Raw genomic sequence first — 18,705 nt, forward strand, 5'->3', positions numbered from 1 at the left:
CGTTTAGCCTCTCTCTCCGCGTAATAATCGTGCATGGAATAATGGAATATTCGTCAAACTGTAGACGGCTGCTGCCAACTGCACGTCTTCCCGGCCACCAAAGAACCGTTCGGTTCGGGAAAAAACGACCAGCTCGCCCTGATAACGAAAGCCCCAACCAAAGCATACGGTGCCAGGAGGTATTCCATCTACTCCATCCGGGCCTGCAAGCCCCGTGTTAGAGATGGCGACCGCCGCATCACTGTCGTGCAGGGCACCGATGGCCATTTCCCGCGCCACCTCTTCACTCGTCAGGTTGAACGTATCGATCGTGTACGGGTGAACACCCAGCAAACGCTGCTTGGCAGCAGGAGAATAAACGACATAACCGGCATCAAGACAGGATCCGCTGCCTGGAATTTCAGACAGCAGGTGAATGACCCGCCCTGCCGTGCAGGACTCGGCTGTCACCAGCAGCATGTCGTACTCTTTCAAATAATCGAGAACCGGTTGGATATCTGACCTCATGGATGCTCCCACGAAACGAAGTGCGCATTTCCGTTATGAAAGGCAGCCGCCGCGCAAGTTCGATTGGAAAGAGCATACGTACCGTCAGGTGCGCTTCAAATCGTCAGGCACATCCACGTCACGATAGATGCCAGGATCACTGCACTCTACCCAGCGTAGCTCACCTTGCCCAAACAGCCCTCGCCCGCCACGGTCGCCCGTGAGCGCACACAACGCCTTGAAGTAACGACGGCCAAACGCCACCGGATTGCCGGCCACCGGAATGCCGGCCACCGGGTTACCAGCCTCAGGAGTGCCATCTGGAGAATTACTGGATGCTTGTGAAACGCTGTTCTTTAAAGGGCAGAACGGCACGGCAATTACGTCCTCTGACACCGCCTCGGCTATCTGGCGGAACGTCTCCGGCTGTACAAATGGCATGTCACCCAAGGCGATCAACCAGCCCCGATGATTTGGCTCGGCCGCAATCGCCTGCGCCAGTGTTTCGCCCATCCCCTGGGTTTGTACGGCCAGTATGTCAAAACCTTCGCGTCTGGCGAGTGCCGCCACCTCTCCATTATCCGGTCGGGTCACGACCACCCGCCGCTGCCCGATACCCTTGAGATTGCGCAAGGTTTGCTGAAGCACGCGGGTCGACTCGCCTACCCCAGTTTCATACCTGGCCAGCAGCTTGTCAGTCCCGGCCTGGGCGCGAAAGCGACTGCCCTGCCCGGCCGCCATCACGATCACGCATAGCGAATCAGCCACGTCAGGCCACTTGATCGACAACAGGCTTGGGCTGTTTCTTTTGTGTCAGCGCAACACCATTTTTTACAGCGACCACTTCGGCCAGCAGTGAAACAGCAATCTCGGCCGGCGTATGGCTACCAATATGCAGGCCAATAGGGCCGTGCAAGCGATCGATTTCATCCTCGCTCAAATCAAACAAGGCCAAGCGTTCCCGACGCTTGCGACTGTTACCCAACGAGCCCAGCGCGCCGACATAGAAGGCCGAGGACTTGAGCGCAGTCAGAAGCGCCATGTCATCCAGACGCGGATCGTGAGTCAGCGCCACGATCGCCGTCCGCTCATCAGGAACAATGGAAAGCACCGCATCGTCTGGCATACCCGGGACGAAACGCGCCTTTGAAGTCTCCCAGCCGTGGTTGAATTCCTGCCGCGGATCGCAGATCAACACGTCGAAATCCAGCATGTGAGCCATTTCGGAAACGTAGCGGGACAGCTGACCTGCGCCAATCAACAGCAATCGCCAACGCGGGCCATAAACGACACGCAAGGTCTGCCCATCCAAATGCAAGGCGTCGTCCGCCTGCGCCGGAAATAACTGAACGGCTCCGGTGCCAAGTTCAAGCTGCCGGGCCACCAGCTCGTGATTGTCACAGCGGCTCAGTAGATCGGCAATCCACTGTGGATCACCTAAAGGCTCCTGCACCAAACGCAGCGTTCCGCCACAGGGAAGCCCGAACCGAGCGGCCTCCTCCTGCGTCACACCGTAGGTGATGAGTTCTATTCCAGTTTCGGGAATCCGGCCATCATGCATGCGTGCAATCAGATCATCTTCGATGCAGCCACCAGAAACCGAGCCGGCAGCACGACCATCGTCCCGCAGAGCCAACATGGCACCCGGTGGACGCGGGGAGCTTCCCCAGGTCTGAACCACCGTAAACAACACAACGCGATGCCCTTCCCGACGCCAAGCCAAGGCGCTGCGCAACACGCTCGAATCCACACTATCCATTCAATTCACTCAATCGGTAAGCCAGGAGGCCATGCGCTGCCAGTGTATAGCAGGCGCGCTTTGCCTCGACAGTCACGGGTAGAGCCTTTGAAACGTATCTGGTTCCCCGTCCGTCATGGCGCTTTGGAACCTCGGACGCAGCGGTCAACTCAAAACTGGAAAGCACACACCTGGAGGTAACCGGTATGCCACGCTCGATTTGGAAAGGCGCCGTCAGTTTTGGACTGGTCAATATTCCGGTTTCCCTGGTATCCGCCACTTCCAGCCATGGAATCGATTTCGACTGGCTGGACAAGCGCAGCATGGACCCGGTGGGCTACAAGCGCGTCAACAAGAATACGGGCAAAGAGGTCTCGCGGGAAAACATCGTCAAAGGTATCGAGCACGAAAAAGGCGAGTATGTCGTGCTTAGCGACGAGGAGATTCACAACGCCCTGCCGGAAGCCACCCAGACGATCGATATTCTGGCATTTGTCGAGGCCAGCGAGATTTCCATCCTGCACTTCGAAAAGCCCTATTTTCTATCTCCTGAAAAACACAGCGAGAAGGTATACATCCTTTTGCGAGAGACACTCAAACGCACCGGCAAAGTTGGCGTAGCCAACGTCGTGATGCACACCAAGCAGCACCTTGCTGTAATCATGCCCTTGGGCGATACGCTCGTGCTCAACACCTTGCGCTGGGCCAACGAGGTTCGCTCAGCCGAGGACGTGGGTCTTGAAGACCTGGACGCCAAGGTGTCCAAGCGCGAGATCGACATGGCCGAGCGCCTGGTTGAAGACATGACCGAGTCGTGGGGTCCGGAGCAATACCATGACACCTTCGAAGACAACGTCATGAAGTTGGTTGAGCGCAAGGTGCGTGAGGGCAAGCTCGAAACGCTTGAAGCGCCTGAACAGGAAGCACCCAAACGTACAGCCGATGTCATTGACCTTACCGAGCTGCTCAAACGTAGCCTGAGAGGCACACGCACGCCGCCCGAGAACGACGACGAAAAAGCCCAACCCGCCAAGGCAAAGCCAAAGCGCACCAGCACCACCCGACGCTCGTCAGGTACCGCCTCACCCAAAGGCCGTAAAGCAGCCAAATAAGGAACCCGGCCATGGCTAACCCGTTGAGCGAGTACTCCCGTAAGCGAAACTTCAAGGTGACTGCAGAGCCTGAAGGCAATGCGCCCCACGCGCGCACCTCGCCCGAAGCGCTACAGTTCGTCATTCAGAAACATGATGCACGCCGGCTGCATTATGACTTTCGTTTGGAGCTGGACGACACCTTGAAGAGCTGGGCCATTCCTAAAGGTCCCAGCTATGACCCCAAGGAAAAGCGCCTGGCTGTTCACGTTGAAGATCATCCGATCGAATACGGCACCTTTGAGGGCAGTATTCCAGAAGGCGAATACGGCGGTGGTGACGTCATCGTCTGGGATCATGGCATTTGGATACCCCATGGCGATGCAGCTACCGATTATGCGGCGGGCAAGCTCAAGTTCGAGCTGCAAGGCGAAAAGCTCAAGGGCAACTGGACGCTGGTGCGCACGCGCCTGCATGGCAACGGCAAAAAAGAGCAGTGGCTGCTGATCAAAGAAAAAGACGCTGACGCCAAACCTCATAGCGAATATGACGTAACCGAGGCTCTACCTGACAGCGTACTGAGCGAGAAGACATTACCGCGACTGGGTAAGACAGCGACGCCTGTTGCCAAGGCAGCGGAGCCAGCAAAACCCAGGCGGGCCCGTACCACGGCGGCAAAGGCAACATCTTCCGCTGCGCCTTTGGCACTGCCTGAAATGGTCGAAGCCCAACTGGCCACGCTGGTCGACGCGCCCCCGGCAGGCGATTGGCTCTATGAAATCAAGTTTGACGGGTATCGCCTGTTGACCCGTATTGATGATGGCAAGGTCAGCTTTATCACACGCAACGGCAAGGATTGGACCCATCGTCTGCCAGAACAGGCAAAGGCTCTCTCAGCACTTGGCCTGGATAATGGTTGGCTTGATGGCGAAATTATCGTACTCGACGACAATGGCGTCTCTGACTTCCAGGCCCTGCAAAACGCTTTCGATACCGGCCGAAACACCACCATCCTCTACTACCTGTTCGATATGCCGTTCTGTAACGGTACGGACCTGCGTAGTTACCCACTCGAAGAACGTCGTCGTGCTCTCAAAGCCGTACTGGATACCATCCAGTCTGACGTCATACGTTATTCGGAAGCCTTCGACGTACCCGCCGACAAGATACTGGAAAGTGCCTGCGCCATTGGCCTGGAAGGTGTCATTGGAAAACGTGCCGGCAGCCTGTATACCTCCAGGCGCAGCAACGACTGGATCAAGCTTAAGTGCAAGCGCCGGCAGGAGTTCGTCATTGGCGGCTATACCCAACCCCAGGGAGCAAGAAGTCATTTTGGCGCGCTGCTGATCGGCCTGCATGACAAGGACGGCTCACTACGCTTTGCAGGAAAGATCGGAACGGGATTTACCCGGGAAAGCCTGGCTGCACTCCATGAGCATATGCAGCCCTACACAACTGACACCTCCCCCTTTAAGAACCCGCCTCGGGGTGCTCAAGCCCGCGGCGTTACGTGGCTCAAGCCGGAATTACTGTGTGAAGTAGCGTTTGCCGCCATCACCAACGACGGAATTGTACGCCAGGGTGTTTTCCATGGGTTGCGGCAAGACAAGCCGGCTCAGGATATTGGGCTTGAACAGGCGCAGGTCGTCCCGCGTAAGGCTTCGTCCCTTGCGCCAAAGAAAGCGTTAGCCTCAACGAAAAAAGAGGGTGCTGAAGTCGCAGGCGTGCGCATCAGCCACCCAGAGCGCGTTATCGATCCGTCTTCAAAAACCACCAAGCTAGACGTCGCAGAGTACTACGAGCGTATTGCGCCATGGATGTTGCCGCACCTAAAAAACCGGCCGGTTGCCTTGGTACGGACTCCTGAAGGCATCAAGGGCGAACAGATATTCCAGAAGCACAAGCAAACCCTGGCAATCCCGCATATCCGCGAATTGGACCCGGCTCTGGATCCAGGCCATGCACCGCTTATGGTGATTGACAGCCTTGAAGCACTGCTGGGTGCTGCACAGATGGGCACGGTAGAACTGCACACGTGGAACGCCAGGGCTGACCAGATCGGTAAACCGGATCGCATGATCTTTGATCTTGATCCTGATCCCAAACTGCCCTGGAAACAGATGCTGGAGGCAACTGAGCTGTTGCTGACCCTGCTGGATGAGCTGGGCTTCAAAGCCTTTATCAAGACCAGTGGCGGCAAGGGCCTGCACATTGTTGTTCCTCTGGAACGCAGAGATGACTGGGATAGCGTGAAAGACTTTGCACAGGCCATTGCTCAGCATATGGCGGCGGTTATTCCAGAGCGCTTCTCCGCCAAGATGGGCGCGCAGAACAGAGTCGGCAAGATCTTTATCGATTACCTGCGCAATCGCGAAGGTGCTACCACGGTATCGGCCTATTCGCTACGGGCACGCCCGGGTCTGGGCGTATCGGTCCCTATACGCCGTGAGGAGCTGAAAACACTTGAACGAGGCGACCAGTGGACACTGGAAACGCTGTTCGACCATTTGGATCATCGGCAAGATGATCCTTGGGCAGATTACGCAATCGTGCGCCAGAGGATTACCGCTGCGCAGCGAAAAACGTTAGGTATGGAGTAAATGATTCGCCTGTACTGTTGATGTGCCTCAAAAGCGCCCAATATCAGTTCGGCATTATGCGAGGTAGTGGCCTCGCACGAGGAACAGCGATATGACGACGCTCAATACCCGCACCCTGGAGGAAAAAAGCGCCTCTGCGCAGGAGTGGGCCGCCTGGCCCCGATTTGCCGGAATTCCGGAAGTCGATGCCAATCATTTGGTCCCGCCAGGTCGACGGGCCGTAATCATCGCGCCCCATTCGGATGACGAAATTCTGGGCTGTGGCGGCTTGCTGGCTCAGCTTGCCGAGCTGGGGCGCAAAGTTCTTTTAGTCAGCGTAACGCGGGGTGAATACAAGCAAGGGCTGGGCAGCCAACCGGTTTTCCATGTACCTACCCTGCCGGAAAGTCGTGAAGCCAGCCGACGGCTGTGCCTGGAGTCCGTAGACATCTGCCGGCTGGACTTTTCCGACGGCATCGCCAGCAATGAAGAACAACGGCTTAGCGAACAACTGGCGGCACTCATCAAGTCGACCGATACGGTGTTCACCGCCTGGCGCGAGGATGGTCATGCCGATCACGAAGCGACAGGCCGTGCCGCCAGCTTTGCCTGTGTAGTCACAGGGGCTCGCTGTATTGAAGTCCCGCTTTGGGCATGGCAATGGCTCCGTCCGGGTGATGATCGCTTTCCCTGGGAGCGTGCCCGACGGCTACCGCTGGATGAGTCCAGTCTTGCCGCTAAGCGTTATGCTGTCGAGGCGTTCAACACAGCCAACGGCCCGGCGCCGGAGCCTATCCTGCCATCCCATGTATTGTCGCGCCTGTTTCGGCCCTGGGAGATCTTTCTGGTTTGAGCACTACCGGTTACGGTCAAGCAACTGCATGCGAGGCAAGGCGAAATGCCAACGGATCGCGGCAAGGCGAATAAGAAGCACCACTAGCATCCCAACGCCTGTGACCAGCTCTGCCGGCAGCGCCAGGCGGCTCAGCCCGATGTATACCAGCGAGCCGAGAATACAGGGTGTAGCGTAGATCTCCTTATGAAAGATCAGTGGAATGTCATTGCAGATAATGTCTCGGATGACACCACCAGCCACACCGGTCATGACACCCATGATGACGGCTGTGCTTAAAGGTACCTGCTGACGCAGGGCGACTTCCGTTCCGATCACGGTAAACACTGCCAGACCAAATGCATCGGCGATCAGAAGCGCTTTTTCCGGTATCGGTCGCGTCAGACGTACCCACAGCACCGTACCTAAAGTGGCAAAGACAACCACTGCAATGTAGGTGTCGTCCCGTATCCAGCTTACCGGATGCAACCCCAGAATCACGTCTCGCAGGGTTCCGCCACCCAGTGCAGTTACCAGGGCCACTACCAGAACACCAAACAGATCCATTGCTTTGCGCCCGGCCATCAGGGCGCCGGTAATAGCGAAAACGGCAACGCCAAATAGATCGCACAGATAAAACAGCGAAACCATCGAGGGCTCCATCAGAGGGTAAAGAAGTCACCCGGCGTTGTTCCGAACTGCGCTCGAAACGCAGCGATAAAGGCTGACGGCGAATCATAGCCGCAACTCAAAGCTACCGCCGTGACACTGTCGCCCCGCTCAAGCAGGGTCAGTGCGCTTAGCAGACGCAGCTTCTGCCGCCAGGCTCTGAAGGTAAGACCGGTTTCCCGCTGAAAATGTCTACTCAGGGTTTTTTCGGAAGCCCCCAGCAGTAATGCCCACTCCGCCAAGGTGCGCTGATCATCCGGCGCTTGCTGCAAGTGTTCACACAATCGGCGCAGTCGAGCATCTGCTGGTAATGGCAGCGACAACGCCATATGAGGCGCGATTGCCAGTTGATCGATCAGCACCTCGACCAGGCGTCCTTCACTACCCTCTTCATCGTACTCGACGGGAAAGGTTGTGAACGTTCGTATCAGTTCACGCAACAGTAAACTGACGCTCAGTACCCGACACTCGGCCCCCCGGTTCGGCAATAGCTGCGGTCCTAGGTAGAGGCTGCGCATTTCAGCCTCGGCTGAAGAGCGCACCTCATGCTCCAGCCCCGCCGGAATCCACACGGCCCGCTGAGGAGGTGCGACAAAACTACCCGCGCGAGTGTGCACCGAAAGCACCCCCTTGATGGCATAGGAGAGCTGCGCCCACGGATGACTATGCCAAGGCGTCCAAGAGCCACGTGCCAGCGACTCGGCCCGGGCATAAACCGGGCGAGGCAGCGCTTTGAGAGAAGGAATCTGCCGGCGTAACTCAGCGGATTGTCCGTTAGGCGACATTGAAAGCCTTTTTGACGTTAGTCGGAATAATCACACCACAGTAGACTGCGAAGTCAGACTCAACAACTGTTCGAGAGATGTGAATGGCTCGTCCACGCTTTTTACCCGACAACTTTACGTTGTACCTGATAGCAACCGTCACGTTGGCTAGCATCTTTCCCTGTAGCGGAACCGCTGCCGGGGTACTCAATGTGATCACCAACATCGCCATTGGCCTGTTGTTTTTCCTGCATGGCGCCAAGCTGTCACGCGAGGCCATTGTAGCGGGCGTTACCCACTGGCGCCTTCATCTCCTGATCTTCTGCTGCACCTTCCTGTTATTCCCGCTACTGGGCTGGGCGCTCAAGCCGCTGCTTTCGCCCCTTGTCACGTCTGAGCTTTACATGGGCGTACTGTATATGTGTGCCCTACCGGCAACCGTACAGTCCTCCATCGCCTTTGTTTCAATGGGCCGCGGCAACGTGCCTGCCGCCGTGTGCAGTGCCTCGGCGTCCAGCCTGATTGGTGTGTTCCTGACGCCGCTACTGGTAAGCCTGCTGCTGGACACGCAAAGCAGTGGAGACACCAATGGGATGTCCACCCTAGATGCCATTACCAAGATTTTCCTTCAGCTTCTGGTTCCCTTTATTGCGGGTCAAATCCTGCGCCGCTGGATTGGCGGATGGGTCGACAAACACAAGTCCAGCCTCAAGTTTGTCGATCAGGGCTCCATTCTGCTTGTTGTCTATACTGCGTTCAGCGCTGCCATTCTTGAAGGCCTCTGGTCATCCATTCCACTGACCGCTTTGCTGGGCCTTGCTGCAGTCTGCTCGGTAATCCTCACCCTGGCGCTGCTGATTACCCGCTATACGTCGCGCCTGTTGGGCTTTAATAAAGAAGATGAGATCGCAGTAGTGTTCTGCGGCTCCAAGAAGAGTCTGGCGACTGGCGTGCCGATGGCCAAGGTGTTATTCGCTGGCAGCAGCATGGGTGCCATTCTGCTACCCATCATGCTGTTTCATCAGATCCAGCTGATGGTGTGTGCGGTATTGGCACAGCGCTACGGGCGGCGTGAAGAGACAACCGCCAGTGAAACCAAGGTAGCCAAGGCGCACTGAATTCTTTTGCTTAACCTATAAAAAAGGCCGGTCACTACCGGCCTTTTTTATGTATTACGTAAATCAGTCTTCTCTCACTGGGGAGCGCATGGTCACCCACTCTTCTGCTGCTGTCGGGTGAATACCGATAGTGTCATCAAAGCAGCTTTTGGTTGCACCGGCCTTGAGAGCCACTGCCAGACACTGGATCTGCTCGGGAGCATCGGGCCCGACCATATGGCAACCCAGCACCTTATCAGTCTCAGCGTCTACAACCAGCTTCATGAGCGTACGCTCCGTCTCATTGGTCAGGCTGAGCTTGGTAGGCTTGAAGGTCGTCTGGAAAATCCTGAGCGTGTAGCCCTTTTCACGGGCCTGCTCTTCACTCAGTCCTACCGTTCCGACGTTAGGCAAGCTGTAAACCGCGCTAGCGATGAGGTTGTAATCAAGTGGCTTGTAACTTTCAGGCTTGTACAGGCTGCGGGCCAAGGTCATGGCCTCTGCCAGGGCAACAGGCGTCAGCTGCACACGGCCAATGATATCCCCAATCGCATACACTGAGGGCTCCGTGGTCTGGAAGGTTTCATCCACCTTCACAAAGCCACGTTCATCGAGCTCGACGCCAACGTTTTCCAGGCCCAAGTTATCCAGCATGGGGCGACGGCCTGTCGCATAGAACACGCAGTCAGTTTCCTGAACACGGCCATCCTTGAGCGTAACCTTCAAACTGCCATCGCTCTGCTTGTCGATACGGGCAATTTCCGCATTGAATTGCAGATCGTGGCCTCGCTTGAGCAATTCATCCCGCAGATGCACCCGTACGCAATCATCAAACCCGCGCAGGAATAACTCCTTGCGGTACATGAGAGTCGCCTTCACGCCCAAGCCGTGAAAGATCGATGCAAATTCGATCGCGATATAACCGCCACCCACGATTATCATTCGCTCGGGCAGCTTATCCAGATAAAAGGCTTCATTGGACGTAATGATGTGTTCACGACCAGGCAACTCGGGCACTGAGGGCCAACCGCCTGTAGCGATGAGGATTCGCTCGGTGGTGTAGCGCTTGCCCGTCACTTCGACAGTATGCGCATCAATGATTCGCGCATGGTCTTCCAGCAGTGTCACCCCGCTGTTGATGAGCAGTGCACGATAGATGCCGTTCAGTCGACGAATCTCATGGTCTTTATTGGCTAGCAGATTCTGCCAATCGAACCCCTGTTCCTCGACCTTCCAGCCATAACTGCGCGACTGCCTGAACTCGTCATGGAACGAAGCCCCATAGACGAAATACTTTTTCGGCATACAGCCGACGTTTACGCAGGTGCCACCCAGGTAGCGGCTTTCCGCTACGGCCACGCGAGCACCAAAATCGGCGGAAAAACGCGCTGCACGAACACCGCCCGACCCCGCACCGATGATAAAAAGGTCAAAATCGTATGTCATGACGAATCCTGATCGGCTTAACTGCTCACCAGCTTAACGCACCTGCATCGCTGCTGACGAAAATACTGTTGCCTTAAACGACAGAAGCCACCCTAAGGTGGCTTCTGTCAAACACAGGCTAACGAGGAGATCAGAGCTCCTTGTAGACGTTCTCGAAGCAGAAGTTGGTTGCTTCAACGAAGCCTTCCGCACTACCACAGTCGAAACGCTGACCTTTGAACTTGTAAGCCAGAACACAACCGTCCTGAGCCTGCTTCATCAGGGCATCAGTAATCTGGATTTCACCGCCCTTGCCCGGCTCGGTCTGCTCGATCAGGTCGAAAATATCAGGCGTCAGGATGTAACGGCCAATGATCGCCAGATTGGAAGGTGCATCTTCCGGCTTGGGCTTCTCAACCATGTTGTTCACACGGTAGATGTCATCGCGGATCATTTCGCCCGAGATCACACCGTACTTGTGTGTTTCGTTCGCAGGTACTTCCTGGATAGCCACGATGGAGCAGCGGAACTGGTTGTACAGCTTGACCATCTGCTTCAGAACGCCATCGCCTTCGAGGTTCAGGCACAGGTCGTCCGCCAGCACAACGGCGAACGGCTCGTCACCGATCAGAGGACGGCCAGTCAAGATGGCATGACCCAGACCTTTCATTTCGATCTGACGGGTATAAGAGAAGGAGCATTCGTCGATCAGGCGGCGAATCCCGGTCAGGTACTTTTCCTTCGCGGTGTTCTTGATCTGGCTTTCCAGCTCGTAGCTGATATCGAAATGGTCTTCCAGAGAGCGCTTGCCACGCCCGGTGACCATAGCAATTTGCTTGAGCCCAGCGTCGAGTGCCTCTTCAACGGCGTACTGGACCAGGGGCTTGTTCACGATGGGCAGCATTTCCTTCGGCATCGCTTTGGTTGCTGGAAGAAAGCGAGTGCCGTAGCCGGCGGCCGGGAACAGACATTTGGTGATCATGGGCGTCCTTTGATCTGTGGGAGCAATACTATGGCAGTCTAAACAGCCGTTCATCGGGTTACAATGCTCAGCATGAGGCTCTCAGTGACCGATTAAATGGACGTCTAAAAGCGCTCGACCCCGAGCGTTGGGAGATCCGACCACGAAAGCGCCCAGCGGTTCGATTATAAAGCGCTTTTCCGCAGACGAGATATGATGAGTAGTGAACTCGTTGGCACCACCACCGTCGAAGACAAGCTGCTTCAGATGGCTAGACAAGGGATCAAACGATCTATTATGAAAAAATGGATTCCTCTTTTCGCTACCGCATTGCTGGTAGGCTGCGCCAGTAAATCCCCTCAACTTACTCAGGAAGAACTGCATCTGCTCACCCAGAATGACCTCCTCCAGGCAAAGATGCTTGTAGTATCGGGAGGGGAAGATGAACTCAAACTGGCTGACGCCTTGCTCAATCGCGCCTCGATGCAAACCGACAAAGCTGAAGAAGGCACCGGCGAGATCGAGTTCTACAAGGCGCTGGTGATGATCAAGCAAGGCCCGCAAGCAGATGACGTGCTGTCCCTGCTGGAAACCTCAGCCAAGAAAGAGTATCCGCTGGCCTATGCAATGCTCTATCAGGTCTATTCCAAGCCTTACCTGGTAACTGAAGCAGACCCTATTCGAGCGGAAACCTACAAGGACAGCTACAGCGATCTTGACGTTGCCAAGAGCGGCTATCCTTCTTTCGAGAAGGCATTGGTATTGGTGGAGCGTCTGAGCAGTGACAAGCCTTCCGAAACAGCGGCCATGACTCACTGACGACGTTCAAGCCGGTTGGTTGTAGAGCCCGGCGTCCGTTCAATTTCGATTCCGCCAGGGTATTCCGTGCTCTGGCGAATCGAGCCTCGCTGTTCATACAGTCCGCTGGAATGAGAGCGGTACTCCCGAACCGTTCCACGCGGGACAGCCTGGCCACCGTATAAATTATAGTGCTGGCTACGCTGCTGCGTCTCGATGCTCCCGGACGCTCCGGGGCTTATATAGGTTCGGGGTATCGCACGTCTATCAAACTCGTCTGCAATACCTGTATTGGCAGCCAACGCCAATGCCAGCCCAAGCCCGCACATTGCTATTTTAAATACGCTCATTTCGATCTCCTGCCCCTCCTCCACATTAAGACCTCTACGAGAGAGCCTGTTTCAAACCATTGGTCCCGTCGCACACCTTTTCAGCTTTTCGGTGGTGCCGGGTAGGGCGTGTGAAGCCAGGACGGCGTTCGTAGGCAGAGTATTCTGGCAGGACTCAATAAAGTCCCAACAAAGGCTTTCTATAGACGAAAAAAGAAAGGGATACGGGGAAAAGTGGATCGTGAGATATCGATTGCACGTTCGTGCCTCCGTTAGAGGCCGCCATACCCGATACGACTCAGGAGAATCCAATCAAAAGCTAGAGAAATTCTAGCGGCCTACCGAGCGCAGGCCGCTAGCGGGAAAGCACATATCACATGGAGCGTGATGCGCGCTGTGGCTCTTGTTCCTGATGCTTGGAAGACATGTGATCGGCTTCTTCTTTAACACGATTTGTCGCCTGATCAGCCAGATCCTGCCCTACTTCAGTTGCCTTGGCATAACCCTGCTCGGCTTTCATCTTCACTTTGTCAGTGATCCGATCACTGGTCTTGCCCATCAAGCGATTTTCACGCTCGGTTGCAGGCAAGGTCGCTCCAAGTAGCGCACCTACTGCAATCCCAATGGCACCCAGCGCCAACGGCTGCTCTTCCAGCATATACTGGAAACCACTTTTGGCCTTGGCCGTCTGGTTACGCATGGTTTCGGATGCAGTCTGAGCTTTTTCGCTTACAGTCTGACGGGCTGAACTCATGGAGTCAGACGTGCTGCTGCGCATGTCCGCAGCCTTGTCCTTAAAGCCCTGAGTTTGCGTTCTCATACTGTCTGTCTTGTCATGTACCGCGCCGGACATACTGTTGGCCTTGTCGTGTAATGTGTCGCTCAGGCCTGAAGCTTTGTCCCTTAGCGAATCGACGATACCAGTGGAGGACGTGCCTGTAGAGGACATGCCTGTGGAGGACATGCCTGCATTGGTATAGGGCTGACTGCGATTCTGGCCCATCATCATCCACATGAGCCCAACCGAGGTAAGCAGTGTCGGCACTGGGTTCGCCTTAATGGTCGAGCCTAGGTTATTGATAAATTCGCCTCCATTGCCCTTGGCATAGGTCATTGCCTTGTCAAGCAACTCGCCGGGAGAAAGGCGGCTTTCCAGCGCATTCACGATATCGTTGATACTGTCACGCTGCTGATCGATTTCACGCTCAAGAGTCGCAGGATCTTTTTGCGATTCAGCGTCTAGTCGGCTATGGGTATCGGTGCTCATGCTACTTTCCCCTTCACGGCTTCTTTATCTTTCTGCATGCTATTAACGGTTCGCTCTGGCTTGAACGCCGCAGGGTCAAGTTTCTTCTTGCCCGCAGATACCATTACCAGACCCACTATGCACACCACACCGCCCACGATCAGGGCGGCCAACCAGGGCGCCATGACCTGGCTCAGTCCAAGAACGGCTGAAAGCAGCAGCATGATAAAACCGGCCATCAAAACAATACCGCCTGATGCCATGCTGATTGTGGCAGCCTTGGTAGTATTCAAGGCTTCGGTAATCTCAGCCTTGGCTAGTGCTAATTCCTTGGTAAACAGAGAAGGCACTTCGCGTGTCAGCTGACGCACCAGACCTGCAATCGAGGTTGAATTTGAATCGATGCCAGTCTCTTCTTGATAGGTAGCATCACGTAGGTTCGGTTGTTCTTTCATGATTACAGACCTCCGTTAGTGTCCTTCTTGGTATTGCCTAGCGCTGTGGTTGATGCACGATCAGGATCAAGCGCGGGGGAACCATAGGGTGGGGTATCGCCCAAGTCGGATGTAGGCACTGGACGGACAATTGAGGTAGTGGCCGTGGTATCGCCTTTAGGCAACTGGGAGGTACTGTTTTGATAGGTGCTTTCCTGTTCGGCGATAACAGGTGTGCTGGTCTGGGATGCCGGATCGATGGTACGCGTGCCATCTGAATGCTCAAAGCCACCCATACCGGCATGGTTAACCGAAGATGTGGTTCCCATGGCCGCACTAGAGCCCATTACACGACAGGATGTTTCCTTGTCGCTCTCGCCCAGCGTTGGCGGTGTGGTCATGGTTTCACCCGTTGCACCTGCCCGAGCGGTATAGGACGAACCGGAGGACAGATCGGAACCTACTCCGGAGCCGCTGGTGTTCGAGGACGACATCTCCATGCCGGAGGTATTGGCTTTGCGGCTGCTGGCCTTGGCGAAGCGAGACAGTCCGAAGCCAATAGCGATGCTGCTGGTCAAAAAGAGTGCCGGGTTTTCACGGGCCAGTCGGCCTGCTTCCTGGATCAACTCATCAGCGCTTTTGCCACGTAGCGTATCAGCTAGCCCGGCCATGCTTTGGGCGATATCGGAGACATAGCCTGAGAGACCGGCACGATCCTGGTCGCTCAGCTCCGACGCTGCCGCTTTGAAACTGTTAGCGACGGTTTCGATTTCATTGGCGGCTTTGTCGCTGTAACGATCAATCTGACCTTTACCTTGCACCATTGCATTGTCCGCCACACTCCGGGCCTTATCTTTCATGGCTTCGGCCTGTTCTTGGGCAGACGGCATACTCTGCTGCTGGCTTTCTCGAGTATTACTCTCGTAGGGTGATGTCATAGCTTGGTCCCACCATTTTTACGTTTTTCCGCACAATAGCGGCTGGTAAGCGCAGCGGTGACTCAAAAGACATAAAACTGCGCGTTAATAAGGTGACTTCAGCGGCACGGAGGAGTTCGTTTCGATTTTGTCAAGTAGCGCTATTCACGATAACCGGCATCGGTATACGCCGCCTTTAAAGGTTTTTTTGTGAAATGTTGGAAAAATCGATTACCTCTGGTTTTCGCATCAATTCCTCATACCCCAGCTGCACATAGGGCTGGTCAGTACTGACCAAGGTGCGGACAATAGCGGCCCTCTTCCAAGACAAGGATGTGTCATGCCTATTACTCGCCTAAAGATTGCCGCCGCTTGCCTGCTCAACCCGGCAAACGAATTACTCGTGGTACGTAAACGACATACCCGATTCTTCATGTTGCCTGGCGGCAAACTGGAGGCAGGCGAAAGCGGTCTCGAAGCACTTGCACGAGAGATTCAGGAAGAATTGAATCTGCTGCTGGATACCGAGACCTGCCAGCCGCTCGGCCTCTTCCAGGCGCCCGCTGCCAACGAGCCAGACACCATGATCGAGGCAGAGCTTTTCATGGCTTATGTAGATACACCCTCGCTGGCTGTAGCGGCGGAGCTTGAGGCGCTGGCCTGGATACCGCTGGCACCACCTTATGAGGTTGCTCTGGCGCCCCTGCTGTCTGAACACGTTCTACCGCTATTGCAGCGGAATACGGGCTTTTCCCCTGCGAACCGACAGGCATAACGAGAGTCAAGAGTCTACGCCTGTCGTTCCTGCAAAGGAGAGTCCTATGAGCACACTGCCTATCCACATCGACGTCTGGAGCGATTACGTCTGCCCATTCTGTTATCTGGAATTGCCGCTGCTCGATCAGCTGAAGGCGCATTATGGCGACAGGCTGACCGTTACATGGCATGCCTTCGAGTTGAGACCAGACCCCATCCCAACCCTTATCCCGGATAGCCATTACTTACGCAGCACATGGGCGCGAGCGGTATATCCCATGGCGGAAGAACGGGGATTGACATTGCGCCTGCCTCCCGTGCAACCCCGTAGCCGACGAGCACTGGAAGTAGCTGAACATGCCCGGCAATCTGGACAGTTCGATGCCATGCATCAAGGGATATTCAAGGCCTTTTTTGAACAAGGGCGCGACATCGGTCGTGACGACATCCTGCTGGATATTGCAAACCTGCAGGGCATCGATACATTCGAATTAGGTGTGGCGCTTGAAGAAAATCGTCATACCCAGAGCGTGCTCGACGATGAAGCGCTGGCCCAGACACTGGGTATTACAGCGGTGCCCACTTTACTAATCCGTCTGGAAGGCCAAGCCTACGAAGAAGCAACCCAGCTTAGCGGCGCGGTGGACTATGAGCGTCTCACACGGGCAATCGAGACGCTCACGACTCAACGCTGAGCCTGCTAGCGTTGAGCTGCCGGTGAGGTTTCCGGAAAGAGGACATCCGTGAATCCGAACCGGGAAAAGTCAGTGATACGCGACGGGTAGAGCCGCCCGATCAAATGATCGTATTCGTGCTGCACCACGCGCGCATGAAAACCTTCAGCGATCCGATCAATCGTTTCGCCTCTCGCGTCCACTGCCTTGTAACGGATACGGGCATACCGATCAACGACACCGCGCAGGCCGGGGATGGAAAGGCAGCCTTCCCACCCCTCCTCCATCTCTTGTGACAACGGCGTTATCACAGGATTGATAACAACGGTTTGGGGCACTGCAGGTGCATCCGGGTAGCGTTCGCTGCTGTCGAAGCCCATTACGAACAACTGCAGATCCACACCGATCTGCGGAGCAGCCAAACCCACACCACCAGCTTGTTCCATAGTCTCGAACATATCCGCCACCAGCGCATCCAGCTCCTGGCTGCCAATCATGGATGCCGGCACAGGTTTGGCGATGCGCAACAAGCGCTCATCACCCATTCTCACCAGTTCACGAATCATTTCTGCCTCCGTCAATGTTCAGGTGAGGCGGCTATCAATCGTCCGTCTCAGGTAATTCGATCCTGTCGTCGTATATAACGATCAGCCCCTGCTTGTACAAACCGCCAATGGCCTTCTTGAACGTCCCCTTGCTGACGCCGAACAGCTTGCTGATCAGTTCTGGCGAGCTTTTGTCGCTGACTTCGAGAACGCCATTGCGGGCTTTTGCCAGCCCAAGTATCTGCTGACCCAGCGCATCGACAGCCTGACGTCCCAACGGTTGCAGGGAAAGACTGATCTTTCCATCGGGGCGCACTTCCTTGATAAAGCCCTTTTCCTGCATACCGCTACGCAGAAACTTGAAGACCTCATTTTGATGAATGAGTCCCCAATGCTTCCCTTCGATAATGGCCTTGAAGCCCATGGGCGTTTGTTCGGCCACCAGCAGATCGACTGCCTGACCGCTTGTGTAAGACGCCGGTACGGTATCCAGGTATCGATCCAGGCGCGCCGTTGCGGTAATTCGGTGGGTGCGCTGATCAATATAGACATAGACCACGCAGTAATCCCCAACCTGCAACGGGCGCTTTTCTTCGGAGTGCGGGAGCAACAGGTCCTTGGGTAGGCCCCAATCCAGAAAAATTCCGATACGGTTGACCTCGACCACTTTCAGACTGGCGAACTGCCCTACCTGAACCTTGGGCTTTTGAGTCGTCGCAATGATCCGGTCTTCACTGTCGAGATAAACGAATACATTGATCCAATCACCCGCCTCGGTGGGCTGATCCTTCGGGATATAGCGGTTCGGCAACAGGATTTCACCGTCCTGCTCGGCATCCAGATATAAGCCAAAGTCCGTCCGCTTGATAATTTGCAGACTATTAAAACGCCCGATTAAAGCCATGCTAGTACCTCATTGAGAAGCCACTATCATACCTGACATATTCTGCTCAACCGATAAACCATGAAATGCCCTGGCAAAAGGGCTAGACAAAATCTTCGAAAGCGTTACAGTGCCTGCACTGTGTTGCACGTGTACCGTTTATCGGCGAGGCCATGGCCACGCTTAGCAGTGGTGACTCTTTGCACTCAGTCGCAGCCTGGGCAGTTCCAGCGCTGTCAAAAATCTTTGTTCAGGGAGCAATCCATGTCTACTCGCCAAACCGGTACCGTCAAGTGGTTCAACGATGAAAAAGGCTTCGGCTTCATCACTCCGCAGAGCGGCCCGGACGTTTTCGTACACTACCGTGCCATTCAGAGCACTGGCTTCAAGAGCCTGAAGGAAGGTCAAGCCGTTTCCTTCCTGGTCGTGCAAGGCCAGAAGGGCCTGCAGGCTGATGAGGTTCAGGTAGTCTAACTACCCC

The 18,705-nt window shown here is 55.4% G+C and carries 21 protein-coding genes; 8 read left to right on the plus strand and 13 right to left on the minus strand.

Annotated elements, in window-relative coordinates; genetic code table 11:
* Positions 1 to 3: 3 nt before the first annotated feature.
* The 3 genes from B3729_RS18515 to B3729_RS18525 form a co-directional block, all read right to left on the minus strand.
* Positions 4 to 507 carry a CinA family protein gene (locus B3729_RS18515; RefSeq protein WP_010798092.1) on the minus strand — a complete coding sequence of 168 codons (504 nt, stop codon included), beginning with the start codon at positions 505 to 507 and terminating at the stop codon, positions 4 to 6.
* Positions 508 to 591: 84 nt separating this feature from the next.
* Positions 592 to 1,254 (minus strand): nucleotidyltransferase family protein, encoded by a 663-nt coding sequence (locus B3729_RS18520; protein ID WP_286788652.1) that lies wholly within the window; start codon positions 1,252 to 1,254, stop codon positions 592 to 594.
* 1 nt (position 1,255) lies between these two features.
* Positions 1,256 to 2,245 carry an XdhC family protein gene (locus B3729_RS18525; RefSeq protein ID WP_125889008.1) on the minus strand — a complete coding sequence of 330 codons (990 nt, stop codon included), beginning with the start codon at positions 2,243 to 2,245 and terminating at the stop codon, positions 1,256 to 1,258.
* Positions 2,246 to 2,430: 185 nt separating this feature from the next.
* On the opposite strand from B3729_RS18525, the gene B3729_RS18530 reads away from it, so the two are divergent.
* From B3729_RS18530 to B3729_RS18540, 3 genes are all read left to right on the plus strand, one after another.
* A complete protein-coding gene (locus tag B3729_RS18530) occupies positions 2,431 to 3,336 on the plus strand; it encodes a Ku protein (protein WP_286788653.1) in 906 nt (301 codons plus the stop codon).
* 11 nt (positions 3,337 to 3,347) lie between these two features.
* Complete coding sequence (ligD, locus tag B3729_RS18535) at positions 3,348 to 5,915, plus strand: DNA ligase D (RefSeq protein ID WP_286788654.1); 2,568 nt, start codon at positions 3,348 to 3,350, stop codon at positions 5,913 to 5,915.
* Positions 5,916 to 6,006: 91 nt separating this feature from the next.
* Positions 6,007 to 6,747 carry a PIG-L deacetylase family protein gene (locus B3729_RS18540; RefSeq protein ID WP_010798087.1) on the plus strand — a complete coding sequence of 247 codons (741 nt, stop codon included), beginning with the start codon at positions 6,007 to 6,009 and terminating at the stop codon, positions 6,745 to 6,747.
* Between the two features lie 3 nt (positions 6,748 to 6,750).
* Here the strand turns inward: B3729_RS18540 and B3729_RS18545 are convergent, their stop codons facing one another.
* Both B3729_RS18545 and B3729_RS18550 read right to left on the minus strand, forming a co-directional pair.
* Positions 6,751 to 7,377, minus strand: a complete 627-nt coding sequence (locus tag B3729_RS18545) for a trimeric intracellular cation channel family protein (protein ID WP_286788655.1) — start codon at positions 7,375 to 7,377, stop codon at positions 6,751 to 6,753.
* A gap of 11 nt (positions 7,378 to 7,388) precedes the next feature.
* Positions 7,389 to 8,180 (minus strand): AraC family transcriptional regulator, encoded by a 792-nt coding sequence (locus B3729_RS18550; RefSeq protein WP_019365026.1) that lies wholly within the window; start codon positions 8,178 to 8,180, stop codon positions 7,389 to 7,391.
* A gap of 83 nt (positions 8,181 to 8,263) precedes the next feature.
* Here B3729_RS18550 and B3729_RS18555 point away from each other — a divergent pair, with 83 nt between their 5' ends.
* The gene (locus tag B3729_RS18555; protein WP_286788656.1) at positions 8,264 to 9,277 is read left to right on the plus strand and encodes a bile acid:sodium symporter family protein; all 1,014 of its coding nucleotides are present in this window, start codon (positions 8,264 to 8,266) and stop codon (positions 9,275 to 9,277) included.
* Positions 9,278 to 9,340: 63 nt separating this feature from the next.
* Here the strand turns inward: B3729_RS18555 and gorA are convergent, their stop codons facing one another.
* The gene (gorA, locus tag B3729_RS18560; protein WP_286788657.1) at positions 9,341 to 10,702 is read right to left on the minus strand and encodes a glutathione-disulfide reductase; all 1,362 of its coding nucleotides are present in this window, start codon (positions 10,700 to 10,702) and stop codon (positions 9,341 to 9,343) included.
* Between the two features lie 130 nt (positions 10,703 to 10,832).
* Positions 10,833 to 11,663 (minus strand): UTP--glucose-1-phosphate uridylyltransferase GalU, encoded by an 831-nt coding sequence (gene galU / locus B3729_RS18565; protein ID WP_010798082.1) that lies wholly within the window; start codon positions 11,661 to 11,663, stop codon positions 10,833 to 10,835.
* A gap of 276 nt (positions 11,664 to 11,939) precedes the next feature.
* On the opposite strand from galU, the gene B3729_RS18570 reads away from it, so the two are divergent.
* Entirely contained in the window at positions 11,940 to 12,461 is a 522-nt protein-coding gene (locus tag B3729_RS18570) for a hypothetical protein (protein WP_100217730.1), read from the plus strand.
* Here the strand turns inward: B3729_RS18570 and B3729_RS18575 are convergent.
* From B3729_RS18575 to B3729_RS18590, 4 genes are all read right to left on the minus strand, one after another.
* A complete protein-coding gene (locus tag B3729_RS18575; protein ID WP_286788658.1) occupies positions 12,455 to 12,790 on the minus strand; it encodes a hypothetical protein in 336 nt (111 codons plus the stop codon). The genes B3729_RS18570 and B3729_RS18575 overlap by 7 nt on opposite strands.
* A 352-nt stretch (positions 12,791 to 13,142) precedes the next feature.
* The gene (locus tag B3729_RS18580) at positions 13,143 to 14,036 is read right to left on the minus strand and encodes a DUF3618 domain-containing protein (protein WP_150347541.1); all 894 of its coding nucleotides are present in this window, start codon (positions 14,034 to 14,036) and stop codon (positions 13,143 to 13,145) included.
* Positions 14,033 to 14,470, minus strand: a complete 438-nt coding sequence (locus B3729_RS18585) for a phage holin family protein (RefSeq protein ID WP_286788659.1) — start codon at positions 14,468 to 14,470, stop codon at positions 14,033 to 14,035. The genes B3729_RS18580 and B3729_RS18585 overlap by 4 nt, the downstream gene beginning before the upstream one ends.
* Positions 14,471 to 14,472: 2 nt before the next feature.
* Positions 14,473 to 15,387: a hypothetical protein gene (locus tag B3729_RS18590; RefSeq protein ID WP_010798077.1), complete on the minus strand. Its 915-nt coding sequence runs from the start codon at positions 15,385 to 15,387 to the stop codon at positions 14,473 to 14,475.
* A gap of 319 nt (positions 15,388 to 15,706) precedes the next feature.
* Between B3729_RS18590 and B3729_RS18595 the strand changes: the two genes are divergently transcribed.
* Together B3729_RS18595 and B3729_RS18600 are read left to right on the plus strand one after the other, a co-directional pair.
* Positions 15,707 to 16,141 (plus strand): NUDIX hydrolase, encoded by a 435-nt coding sequence (locus tag B3729_RS18595; RefSeq protein ID WP_010798076.1) that lies wholly within the window; start codon positions 15,707 to 15,709, stop codon positions 16,139 to 16,141.
* A 46-nt stretch (positions 16,142 to 16,187) separates the two neighbouring features.
* Complete coding sequence (locus tag B3729_RS18600; protein ID WP_010798075.1) at positions 16,188 to 16,817, plus strand: DsbA family oxidoreductase; 630 nt, start codon at positions 16,188 to 16,190, stop codon at positions 16,815 to 16,817.
* Positions 16,818 to 16,822: 5 nt separating this feature from the next.
* Here the strand turns inward: B3729_RS18600 and def are convergent, their stop codons facing one another.
* Positions 16,823 to 17,362 carry a peptide deformylase gene (def, locus tag B3729_RS18605; RefSeq protein WP_010798074.1) on the minus strand — a complete coding sequence of 180 codons (540 nt, stop codon included), beginning with the start codon at positions 17,360 to 17,362 and terminating at the stop codon, positions 16,823 to 16,825.
* Between the two features lie 34 nt (positions 17,363 to 17,396).
* Entirely contained in the window at positions 17,397 to 18,245 is an 849-nt protein-coding gene (locus B3729_RS18610; protein ID WP_074825433.1) for a CvfB family protein, read from the minus strand.
* Between the two features lie 243 nt (positions 18,246 to 18,488).
* Between B3729_RS18610 and B3729_RS18615 the strand changes: the two genes are divergently transcribed.
* Positions 18,489 to 18,698: a cold-shock protein gene (locus B3729_RS18615; RefSeq protein ID WP_010798072.1), complete on the plus strand. Its 210-nt coding sequence runs from the start codon at positions 18,489 to 18,491 to the stop codon at positions 18,696 to 18,698.
* Positions 18,699 to 18,705: the final 7 nt, after the last annotated feature.

This window comes from Pseudomonas sp. UBA3149 (genome assembly GCF_002364655.1).
Classification (GTDB): domain Bacteria; phylum Pseudomonadota; class Gammaproteobacteria; order Pseudomonadales; family Pseudomonadaceae; genus Chryseomonas; species Chryseomonas luteola.